Annotated in this window: 11 protein-coding genes; 7 read left to right on the top strand and 4 right to left on the bottom strand. The window is 30.1% G+C overall.

Translation table 11 applies throughout. From position 1 onward, the window contains the following. Window positions 1-345 precede the first annotated feature (345 nt). Window positions 346-489, top strand: coding sequence for a Spo0E family sporulation regulatory protein-aspartic acid phosphatase (locus tag ABF633_RS11695; protein ID WP_415523928.1), 144 nt, complete (start codon window positions 346-348; stop codon window positions 487-489). Between the two features lie 208 nt (window positions 490-697). Here the strand turns inward: ABF633_RS11695 and ABF633_RS11690 are convergent, their stop codons facing one another. Further along, a complete protein-coding gene (locus tag ABF633_RS11690) occupies window positions 698-826 on the bottom strand; it encodes a hypothetical protein (RefSeq protein ID WP_415523926.1) in 129 nt (42 codons plus the stop codon). A gap of 348 nt (window positions 827-1,174) precedes the next feature. Here ABF633_RS11690 and ABF633_RS11685 point away from each other — a divergent pair, with 348 nt between their 5' ends. Next, window positions 1,175-2,164 carry a PfkB family carbohydrate kinase gene (locus ABF633_RS11685; RefSeq protein ID WP_415523925.1) on the top strand — a complete coding sequence of 330 codons (990 nt, stop codon included), beginning with the start codon at window positions 1,175-1,177 and terminating at the stop codon, window positions 2,162-2,164. 118 nt (window positions 2,165-2,282) lie between these two features. Here the strand turns inward: ABF633_RS11685 and ABF633_RS11680 are convergent, their stop codons facing one another. Then, complete coding sequence (locus ABF633_RS11680; RefSeq protein ID WP_415523924.1) at window positions 2,283-3,092, bottom strand: hypothetical protein; 810 nt, start codon at window positions 3,090-3,092, stop codon at window positions 2,283-2,285. Between the two features lie 203 nt (window positions 3,093-3,295). Between ABF633_RS11680 and hcp the strand changes: the two genes are divergently transcribed. After that, window positions 3,296-4,951, top strand: coding sequence for a hydroxylamine reductase (gene hcp / locus ABF633_RS11675; RefSeq protein ID WP_415523923.1), 1,656 nt, complete (start codon window positions 3,296-3,298; stop codon window positions 4,949-4,951). Window positions 4,952-5,089: 138 nt separating this feature from the next. Here the strand turns inward: hcp and ABF633_RS11670 are convergent, their stop codons facing one another. Further along, entirely contained in the window at window positions 5,090-5,995 is a 906-nt protein-coding gene (locus ABF633_RS11670; RefSeq protein ID WP_415523922.1) for a DMT family transporter, read from the bottom strand. Between the two features lie 96 nt (window positions 5,996-6,091). On the opposite strand from ABF633_RS11670, the gene ABF633_RS11665 reads away from it, so the two are divergent. Both ABF633_RS11665 and ABF633_RS11660 read left to right on the top strand, forming a co-directional pair. After that, window positions 6,092-6,958, top strand: coding sequence for a LysR family transcriptional regulator (locus tag ABF633_RS11665; protein WP_415523920.1), 867 nt, complete (start codon window positions 6,092-6,094; stop codon window positions 6,956-6,958). Window positions 6,959-7,374: 416 nt separating this feature from the next. Next, complete coding sequence (locus tag ABF633_RS11660; RefSeq protein WP_415523919.1) at window positions 7,375-7,944, top strand: hypothetical protein; 570 nt, start codon at window positions 7,375-7,377, stop codon at window positions 7,942-7,944. Between the two features lie 211 nt (window positions 7,945-8,155). Here ABF633_RS11660 and ABF633_RS11655 read toward each other — a convergent pair whose 3' ends face one another. Further along, window positions 8,156-9,454 (bottom strand): sialidase, encoded by a 1,299-nt coding sequence (locus ABF633_RS11655; protein ID WP_415523918.1) that lies wholly within the window; start codon window positions 9,452-9,454, stop codon window positions 8,156-8,158. 210 nt (window positions 9,455-9,664) lie between these two features. Between ABF633_RS11655 and ABF633_RS11650 the strand changes: the two genes are divergently transcribed. Then, on the top strand, window positions 9,665-10,030 hold the full coding sequence (locus ABF633_RS11650; protein WP_415523917.1) for a DUF2513 domain-containing protein: 366 nt from the start codon (window positions 9,665-9,667) through the stop codon (window positions 10,028-10,030). Window positions 10,031-10,166: 136 nt separating this feature from the next. Further along, window positions 10,167-10,889 carry a VCBS repeat-containing protein gene (locus tag ABF633_RS11645; RefSeq protein ID WP_415523916.1) on the top strand — a complete coding sequence of 241 codons (723 nt, stop codon included), beginning with the start codon at window positions 10,167-10,169 and terminating at the stop codon, window positions 10,887-10,889. Window positions 10,890-10,893: the final 4 nt, after the last annotated feature.

Below are 10,893 nucleotides of genomic sequence, written 5' to 3'. Positions count from 1 at the left end.
CATGCATTTGCAGTTCTAAAATTCAGATGGGGTAAAAGAATCCCCACCTGAATTTTAGAACTTGCTTCAATATGTCTATCTTAAGAGGAGCATATCAAAATGAAATTTACGTTGTTTTTACTTCACATTTCAAAAAATATATTGTGAAGGAAAGTATAAAAAGAACTGAGATAATGCTTTTAAATACGTCTGATCTAACCTATGTTTCGTAAAACTATCCTACGTAAAATCTAACAACTATCATATTGAGGTATTTTTAAAATTTAAAAAACTATACAAAAAATCTCAATAATAGTATATAATATGTATACGAACATACATTCTTGCTAAATTGAGGTGGAAAATATGAAAAAGACTTTGGAGGAGTTAAGAGAAGAATTACAAATAATGCTGGATTCTAATGAATGTAACTATGAAGAGATATTACGCATCAGCCAAGAATTAGACAAGCTTATCATTGATTATTATAATTCAAAATTATCACACTAGATACATTTAAATGTACCTAGTGTTTTATTATATGGGTGATAATTAAAATTTATAATAGATTTAATTCAAAATTATTTAATTAAAATAATGGAGCTTAAGTATTAACAGGCTATCCATATAATATATAATGAAGGAATATACTATACATATATAATATATTCCTTCTCTTATTTTTCAATAATATAACTAACTTTTTAGCTAAAAGTAACTACTTGTTTTTAGCAGGAGAACCATTATGAAAGGTTGTTTTTGTGACATTCATATCCATAGTCTTTTCAGTGATGTTATTTATGGCTTTATTTTGTTTCACATTTTTAGTCTTTTTATTTCTATTCATTTTTTTATTCCTCCTATTCATAAAAATATAGCAACTTAACAACTATATTTTTAACAAATATAATAAAAAATATTTGCAAAATCAAAAGAAGAATATAAACTAAAAATAGGAGATAATTGTATTGAAAAAAGTTTTTTAAGTAAAAATATTTTAAATATCAAAAGTATAGATATCTTCTCATTGTTGGCATATATAAAAGCAATTAGCAGATGCGTTGAATTTTATAATTATTTAGTATATAATTAAGAAGTTATATGGTGTTTTTTGACAACATATTACATAAATCAACGGTATTATATATACATATAATAATATTATTATTCAAATTTCTATAAGGAGTGGGAAAAATTGGGAAAGATAGTAACGTTTGGAGAGATAATGCTTAGACTTTCACCAGCAGGTTATGATAGATTTGCTCAGGCTAAGCAGTTCAATGCATTTTATGGAGGAAGTGAGGCAAATGCAGCAGTTTCACTTGCTAATTTTGGTAAAGAGGTAAGTTATGTAACTAAGCTGCCAAAAAATGATATAGCACAATGTGCAGTAAATGAATTGAGAAAATATGGAGTCGATACAAAGGATATAGTAAGAGGCGGAGAAAGAATGGGCCTCTATTTTTGTGAAAATGGAGAATCTCAAAGACCTGCAAAGCTTGTTTATGACAGAAAAAATTCTGCAATAGCAAAAGCTAAAAGAGAAGATTTTGATTGGGATAAAATATTTGAAGGAGCAGATTGGTTCCATTTTTCAGGAATAACTCCAGCACTTTCAGAAGAATGTGCAGAAATCACATTGGAAGCAGTAAAAGCAGCTAAGAAAAAGGGAATGACAGTAAGCGTAGATTTAAATTACAGAGAAAATCTATGGGATGCAGATAAATTCAGTAAGGCAATAAGAGAACTTTTACAATACTGTGATGTAACTCTTGGAAGTATGGAAGAAGCAGAAATGGCAATAGGCGAAGGTGAAGGCGAAGACTGCAATGAGATACTTAAAAAACTTGTAGAAAAATTTGACCTTAAGTATGCTACAATAATATTGAGAAACAGATTTACAGCAGAAGATGTAGATTGGACAGCAGTACTTTATGATGGAAAAGAGTTTTATAATTCAAAGAAATATGATATACATGTTGCAGACAATATAGGTGGAGGAGACGCTTTTGCAGCATCACTTATATATGCAATATCATCAAATCTTTCAAATCAAGAAATTATAGAATATGCTGCAGCAGGATCATGCTTAAAATACAGCATGAATGGTGATGCTAACCTTTCATCAGTATCTGAAGTTGAGACACTTATGAATGGCGATGGTTCAGGAAAAGTAAGCAGATAAGCAAGTTGTCAAGTACACCATAAAACAGGATGTTCGCTTATAAAACTGCAAATGTTAATATTGTGTAAGCAATAAAAAACTTAATAATAAGACCTGCATTTGCAGGTCTTATTATTCTTTAAAAATATGACTCAACAGAAGCTTCATCACGGAAAAACTTTTCTACACATTCTTCAAGGGTATCAGCTACTGGATTTCTAAACATAGAACTGAAATATTGAGCTTCTATTGTGCTTATTTTATCTAATAACTCTAAATTTTGAGTGAATATTCCTTGGCAGAGGTTTAAATTTTTGTCCTTAGTTTTTCGTCTAAGAGCCTTAGAGTATTTGCATAAAAAACTTATATATTTGTCCAACTTTGTTTTATAACATCTGTTTATAAAATACTTAAGAAAAGAATGAGGAAGTAGATTTAAAATTGCTAATTGGTTATCTAAAAGTTCAGATATTAAAATTAGTATGTTTTTATCTACAAAAGTTATATCCCTGTAGTAATTAATATGTTTTGTATATATATTTTTTTTCCATATGTAATTTACTGTATAATAAATTATGCTGCTGATTAAAATAAAAATTGAAGGTATAATTATAAAAGATAATTTAAAGTTTAAAAGAATAATATGAAAATTCCATGTAATAATGGAAGTGACAATTAATATAGCTTGGATAAATAGAAAGTATAGATACGTGGGTCTTGTTATGCCATAAACATTAAGTTTAGATTCATTTAAGATTTTTTTTATATTTCTTTCAATATATACATTTTCTTCAAGTATTTTTTCTATGCTTCGGAATTTTTCTTGTGTTTCTTTTCTTGCCTTTGTTTTACTTTCGTATTGTAAATTTTCTTTTTCCATTTCATCTTCTTCGGTTTCTAAAAAAATTTTTTCAATAAGATTATCGGAACTTAGCATATTATTATCCATAGAATATATCAACTCCTTTATATGTAAAATAATACTTTAATTTACATAAAATGTAAAGTATGATTTTATACAATTTATTTTAAAATAGGATTGAGATACATTTATGTTTTGAATTGAGAAAGGATAATTATTTATCTATAATTTTACTAAAGAAGGGAGATACTACTCCTAGAAAAAAATATATATTAAGAGGAGAGATTTAAGTGGAAAATTTAATGTTTTGTTATCAGTGTGAACAAACATTTGGAGGAAAAGGTTGTACAAAGAGTGGAGTTTGTGGAAAAGTACCAGAAATTGCAAATCTGCAAGATTTGTTAATATATCAGTTGAAGGGAATTTCTTGTTATGCAAAGCCTCTAATTGAACAGGGAAAAATTATTGATAAAGAAATAGTAAAATTTGTAGAAAATAGTCTATTCACAACATTGACAAATGTAAACTTTGATGCAGAGGTTCATGTAAGAAGATTAAAGGAATCACAAAAGATAAAGGAAAGCTTAAGAAATGAAGCGCCTGAAGGAGAATATCCAGATGCTGCTACATATAATCTAAGTGATACTAAAGAAGCTATGTTAAAGGATTCAGTAAAAGCAGGAATTATGTATGACCAAGATCTTGATGCTGATATTCGATCCTTAAGATCAACTATATTATATGGATTAAAAGGTATAAGTGCTTACGGACATCAGGCAAGGTTTATTGGTTATAATAGTGATCAAGTAGACCAATTTTATTTTTTAGGACTGGAATCTACCACAAATGACAACTTAGCTCTTGAAGATATGATACGTATGGCTATGAGAACTGGAGAGATGAGCGTAGAAGTAATGAAAACTCTAGATGCAGCAAATACCACTAGATACAAAAATCCTTCACCTCATAAGGTAAATGTTAATATTAAAAAAGGTCCATTTATTATAGTATCCGGACATGATTTAAGAGATTTAGAAATGCTGCTTGAGCAAACCGAAGGTAAGGGGATTAACATTTATACTCATGGTGAAATGCTTCCGTCACATGGATATCCAGAATTAAAAAAATATAAACATTTAGTAGGTAATTTTGGTTCTGCTTGGCAAAATCAGCAGAAAGAATTTGATGGAATATCAGGCTGTATTTTAATGACAACTAATTGTTTGATGAGACCAAGAGAAACATATAAAGATAGAATATTTACTACTAGTGTTGTAGGTTGGGATGGAGTAAAATATATCGGAGTTTCTGAAGATGGAACTAAGGATTTTAGTGAAATAATAAATAAAGCATTAGAACTAGGTGGATTTAAAGAAGATGAAGAAGAAAAGGAAATACTAGTAGGCTTTGGACATAATGCAACATTATCACATGCTGAAGCTATAGTTAATGCAGTTAAAGAGGGGAAAATAAGACATTTCTTCTTAATAGGTGGTTGTGATGGAGCAAGACCAGGAAGAAGCTATTATACTGAGTTTGCAAAAATGGTTCCAGAAGATTGTGTAATTCTTACTTTGGCCTGTGGTAAATACAGATTTAATAAATTAGACTTTGGAACAGTAGCAGGACTACCCAGATTATTAGATGTAGGTCAATGTAATGATGCCTATTCAGCAGTTAGAATAGCCACAGCGCTGGCAGATGCCTTTGAAACAGATGTAAATTCGCTGCCGCTGACCATTGTACTTTCTTGGTATGAACAAAAGGCCGTAGCTGATTTATTAGCATTATTATCACTGGGTATAAAAGGAATGTTCTTAGGACCAAGTTTACCAGCTTTCCTATCACCTAATGTATTACAATATCTAGTGGATACCTTTAATATAAAACCAATAAGTTCACCAGAGGATGATTTAAATACTGCACTATTGCAAGTAAAATGTTAGTTATGTAGAATAAGTAAGGTTAAAAACCAGCTCTTAAAATAGAAAAATGATTAAATAACTTGAAAAATGCTATTATCGGCCATCAAATAATTGAATGCAAAAATTGATTGATTTATCGTTCTAAGGAAAGAGCAGTAATTAAATACTGATTCTTTCCTTCTTTTTTTTGTTGAAAGGTTTTTTTGAATTAACTAGATAGATACTTACGAGAATAAAACACAGACCTACTAAAAGATTGACAGTAGTAGACTCATGTAAAAATAGGATACTGATAATATTTGCAATAAGCGGAATGAGAAATGTATAAGATCCTACTTTACTCACTTCTCCTGAACCAATAAGTATAAAAAAAGCCAGCCATCCTAAAGCAATCACAAATATCGAAATAAATAGCAAATTTGAAACAAAAGGTATATTCCAGACGATATTAGACCAACTTTCAATGACAGAACCTGATCCTAGTAAGAAAAGACCACCAATTGTAAGTTGAAGTGACACCATCCATATTGAATCTACCAGTTGGCTTGTTTTCTTCATATATACCGTACCGAAACACCAACTCAATGCAGTACATAAAGCAATCAATATTCCAAGGGTGGAAGTATGATTAGTTAAACTAACAGAACTTATAATTGCGATACCAGAAAAACCAAGAATCAAACCAATAATTTTTAATTTGAACATGGACTCTCCAAGCCATAACCAGGAACAAATACCAAGAAGTACAGGTTGAAGAAAAACAATAGCTGAAAATATTCCGGCAGGGATGTAAAGTAGACCAAAAGTCATAAGGGCATAATATAATATAATATTTAATACTGAAGAAATTAGATAAATATGCCAAGTTCTCTTTATATTTAACTTTTTGTAGCGTGGAAGAGCAAATATAAGCAATATAAGACCACCTATGAAGGTTCTTATACCTGCAAATAGTAATGGTGGAGCATATAATAGGCCAAGTTTGGTTAGTGGCCAGTTCAACCCCCACATAAATACCAGATATGCAAGGAAAATGAAAGTTTGCAGTTTGGAAAGTTGTCTCATTTTGGTCACTCCTTATTTTAAATTTATTATTATGTTATAATATTTTTACATATAAATAAAATGAATATTTTTTATAAGGAGCATAACAAAAAGGATATGACAATTACACAACTTACGGTATTTTTAAAAATTGCTGAAACGGGAAGTTTCACAAAAGCAGGTGAAGAACTTTATATGAGCCAACCGGCTGTTAGTCGGGCAATATTAAGTCTTGAATCAGAATTAGATATTACTTTAATTATTCGAGACCGAAAAAATGGAATTATTTTTACAGATGTAGGTAAACGCATGCTCATACATATTCGAGAGATTTTGAAAGGATTAGAACAGATGAAACAAGAAGCTGCGGCTGAAAAAGGCCTTGAAGTAGGAACAATTCGCATTGGAACATTCCCTACTGCATCTGCTTATTTTTTACCCAAAATTATTAGTACTATTCAGCATAAATATCCTAATTTAGAATTCAATCTTTATGAGGGGACTATTAACGAAGTAAAAGAATGGTTAGTATCGAGAACTATAGATGTAGGAATTATTTCCTCACCAAATGAAGATCTAGAAATAATTTCTTTATATAAAGATAAGATGGTTGCCATAATGCGAGATGATCATCCATTACAAGGGAAAGAATACATTCGTATAAATGATTTGGATAACGAACCTATTATAATGTGTAAAGGCGGAAATGAATTACCAATTATTGATATATTTAATAAGACGGCAACGAATCTTCAAGTTAAATTTGTGGTCCATAGCACAAGCGCATTGCTGAATATGGTAAAAGAAGGATTAGGTTTAGCTATTTTGTCAGAATTGTCATTGACCACTTTGCCACCTAATATTGAAATTCGTGAGTTGGATCCACCGATTTTAAGAGATATTAATTTGGCTGTTCATTCATTAAAACAAGGTTCACTTGCGGTGCAATTATTTATCCAGACTGCACGAGAATTGTTTAATTGATTTTTTATATCAAATCTTGAAAAATATTTAAGCTAGACAGGAAGCTAGTATGAATAATGATATTATTAAATTTAGACCATAACGAAATAAAAATTTATAATAAAAAATTAAATGTTGATTTAAAAGTTTTTATTGCCACAAAAGAGTTGAGTAGTTTTATAAAATAATTTAGACAAGTTCATCATAAAACATGTCTAAATAGAAAAATTAAAAATATATTTATTAATATAAAAATAGTATAATAAAGTCCTTATTTAATAGATGAGGACTTATTTGACACTTGACTATAAATAAATGTAATATAAAATTAATTAGATTTAGTAAAAGAATAACATCTGTATAGTAATTTCTATACAAGATATCAAAATAGCAAAAGAATAATTTAAGAAATATAATAAATAAAGGGAGTGGGTACATTGAAGGCGAGAATAACTAAAATAAAAGGAATTTATCAGAAAGGAAAATCTTTCAATAATATAGGCACTTATTTTATGACATATAAGGGCAAGAAATATTATAGTGGAGATGTAATAACTATATATGATAAATATGAAATTCCTTATGATACTATAATTGTTGAAGAAAATGGCAAATGCTACATATATGGATTTTTTTATGCTAGTATTGGTGGACGTATAGATAAAAATGAAATATCTGATTTAATTTTATATAGAAGTTACAAAGATTTAAAAGATGGCGAAATTATTTTTGATTTTAGGATAGAAATTAAAGATATAGATAATATAGATATATGTAAAATAGAGCAAAAAGAAATCAATGGGAGATTAAGTGCAGAAGTTAAATTAAGATTGATAGAAATGGATTTGTATCCTTTATTAGACAGAATAAAAGATACAAATTTAACAAAGGAACAAAGAGAAGCCATTGATAAAAAGCTACATGAGTTAGGAAAAGAATTCATAATTCTATATGACATAGTAAAAGAACACAAGTATATAGAGAAGAATGGTTTAAATAGCTATTGATTTCATATAGTAGTGTGAACTACTACAACTTATAGAATTCAGAGCTTAATGCTTCAAGAAGTTTGCAATTTATATTAATGTGCTATAATCTTTCGAATATAAAGAGGATTATAGCACATTGCTTTAAAAAATTGAATTTGTGGCAGTTGCAAGTAACTATAATAGACAAAATATATACTAAATTTAATAATAAGTAATAGAATATGAATAATTAATTTCTCCAAATATGCCACATAGCATTATTTGTGCCTCTTGCAAATACGTCAGTTCTGTTACGTCCCCAGGATACTGCTGCAGGGTCAGAGGTTATATTGCCGCCAAGACTTCTCCAGCTGCTCCAGCGAGAACCATCCCAGGACATGGTTATTAATTGATTATTTATTCCTCTGGCAAATACTTCAAGTCTATTGGAGGCTCTAGAGGAAACAGCAGGGGCTGAAGTTATATTGCCACCCAGATCCTGCCAGCTGCTCCAGCGAGAACCGTTCCACCATAAATGAAATAGACGGTTGTTTCGTCCTCTTGCAAATACATCAATTCTATTATTACCCCAAGAAACAGCAGCAGGAGCCGAGGTCAGGTTTCCGCCAAGACTTTCCCAGTCACTCCATCTGGAGCCATTCCACCATTTATGCCAAAGAGCATTGTCAGTGCCCCGTACAAAAGTATCTATTCTGTTAGGTGCCCAGGAAGAAGCAGCAGGAGCTGAGGATAATATTCCACCAAGACTTTCCCAATCACTCCATCTGGAACCGTTCCACCATTTATGCCACATAGCATTATCTGTGCCTCTTACAAATACATCAATTCTGTTATTTCCCCAGGAGACAGCCCCGGGAGCTGAAGTTAATATTCCGCCAAGACTCTCCCAGTCACTCCATCTGGAACCATTCCACCATTTATGCCACATAGCATTGTCGGTTCCCTGTACAAAAGTATCCAATCTATTAGGTGCCCAGGAAGAAACTGCAGGCCCAGAGTATAATACTCCACCAAGATCTTCCCACTGGCTCCATCTGTCAAGGACAGAAGGAGGAACAAATCTGTTTCCAAGACAAGCTTTTATTACATCTTCAAAAGTATTATCTACTATATTTTCAGGTACACCTGCTGATAAAACTGAAAATACAATAGGATAGTTTTGTCTTTTGAAATCTATATATAGCATGTGACTTTTTTGCTCTATATCTCCGCTATATTTTGATGAATTATCTAAAGCATAGGGGATAGCTTCTCTGAAAAAATTGTTAACCATTTTGGTACTTATTCTAAATCTTCTAAAGTTTGAAAACAGATTAGGTTCATTATCGTAAATTAATTTCAATATTATATCTGTCTCTGTGTCAGAAGATCTGCTGTCCTTGGAAAAATCATCTTCTTCAAATTCGTCAAAATCTTCAAATTCATCATAATGCTGAAATCTATTAAAGTTTTCTATTTTTTCATTTAAGAATGGGTAAGTATTCTGAGGCATGTGATAGGGATGATAAAAAAAATTATTATTATACATTGGAAACCCCCTTGTATTTTTTACGGTTTCAAAAATATGATCAATTACATTCTATGATTAAATTTAAATTATGTTACAAAAACAAATGGAAATAAATATTAAGATTAATTTAAGAAATACCTTATTCTAATAGAAGAATATTTGACATATTTTTCTAAAGGTTTTTATATTATTTTGTAGAATTATATTTTTAGAAAGGTGGTGCGCATTATGAAATTGAATAATGATTGTATAAGAGATATACTTTTATATGTTGAAAAAAATACAACTTATGAATATCCTTTTGCATCTGCTGAAGATTTGATATCACGCTTAACGCAATATGATAAGGATACAATAAATTATCACATTAGAAAAGCTCATCAAGGTGGTTTGATTGATGCAATAAATTATAGAGATGGAGTACCTTTAGATATATCTTTTTTGTCATGGAAAGGTCATGAATACATAGATACAATTCGCGATGATAAAGTATGGGAAAAACTAAAGGATTCAACTAAGAATATAGCTTCTGTATCCTTACCACTGTTAGTTAAGCTAGCAGAAGATGTAATTAAATCTTTTTTAGCTGAGTAATGATAAATTTTAAAGCTTTTTAAATTTAGTGAAAGTTTATACTTCTACTAAGTTTATTATAGGAATTAAAACTTGTAGCATAATTTCTGGTTAGCTCATAAAATATATACAAAGCTTGTGATTTAAAGGAGCTGTTATGTATAATAATTACTATTACAGGGAGAGCATGCTACATCCCAAAATTATTGCCTATGTACGAGGAGATATAAATGGTGATAGAATACCAGATGGTGTGTATTTAACAGGTGTAAAGACCGCAGATAGTCCATTTATTCAAAATATTACTCTTGTAATACAGGATGGAAAAACAGGTGAATTTACTAATATACAACTTATACAAAATTCAGGATATAATCCTACCTTGTTTTTGGGCGATTTTACTGGGAATGCTGTAAATGATATCTTAATAGGTATTAATTCTGGTGGTAGTGGTGGAATAATGTATTACTACATTTATTCATTCATTAACAACATACCTAGATTATTATTTAACGTTGATGTATATAATGAAGAATACCAATACACCGTTACCTATAAAGATAACTATAAGGTGGAAGTTGTCAGCGAGAAAAATAATAAGAAATATATTATAGATATATCCAATAGGGGATCAGATTATTTAAATGAAATATATAACCAGAATGGCAAACTAAAAAGTCCTATTAGTGGATTTGTGAATCCACTGAGTGGTTTGTATCCTGTTGATTTTGACGCAAATGGAGTATATGAGTTGTTGGCTTATCAAAAAATAGCAGGAAGATATAATGCAGATTCTTTAGGGTATGTCTTAAATACTTTAAAATGGGAAAACAATATGTTTGTTTTAGATAATCAAAATGTAGCTATTTGGGGATCATGATATT

The sequence above is a fragment of the Clostridium sp. genome, from assembly GCF_047718555.1.
In the GTDB taxonomy this organism is placed as follows: Bacteria; Bacillota; Clostridia; order Clostridiales; family Clostridiaceae; genus Clostridium_I.
This window is presented reverse-complemented; position numbering and strand designations above follow the sequence as displayed.

Bases quoted from the DNA above. Each gene is read 5' to 3' on its own strand.
- ABF633_RS11695 (WP_415523928.1), top strand. From the start codon at position 346: ATGAAAAAGACTTTGGAGGAGTTAAGAGAAGAATTACAAATAATGCTG.
- ABF633_RS11690 (WP_415523926.1), bottom strand. From the start codon at position 826: ATGAATAGAAATAAAAAGACTAAAAATGTGAAACAAAATAAAGCCATA.
- ABF633_RS11680 (WP_415523924.1), bottom strand. From the start codon at position 3,092: ATGGATAATAATATGCTAAGTTCCGATAATCTTATTGAAAAAATTTTT.
- ABF633_RS11670 (WP_415523922.1), bottom strand. From the start codon at position 5,995: ATGAGACAACTTTCCAAACTGCAAACTTTCATTTTCCTTGCATATCTG.
- ABF633_RS11665 (WP_415523920.1), top strand. From the start codon at position 6,092: ATGACAATTACACAACTTACGGTATTTTTAAAAATTGCTGAAACGGGA.
- ABF633_RS11655 (WP_415523918.1), bottom strand. From the start codon at position 9,454: ATGTATAATAATAATTTTTTTTATCATCCCTATCACATGCCTCAGAAT.
- ABF633_RS11650 (WP_415523917.1), top strand. From the start codon at position 9,665: ATGAAATTGAATAATGATTGTATAAGAGATATACTTTTATATGTTGAA.
- ABF633_RS11645 (WP_415523916.1), top strand. From the start codon at position 10,167: ATGTATAATAATTACTATTACAGGGAGAGCATGCTACATCCCAAAATT.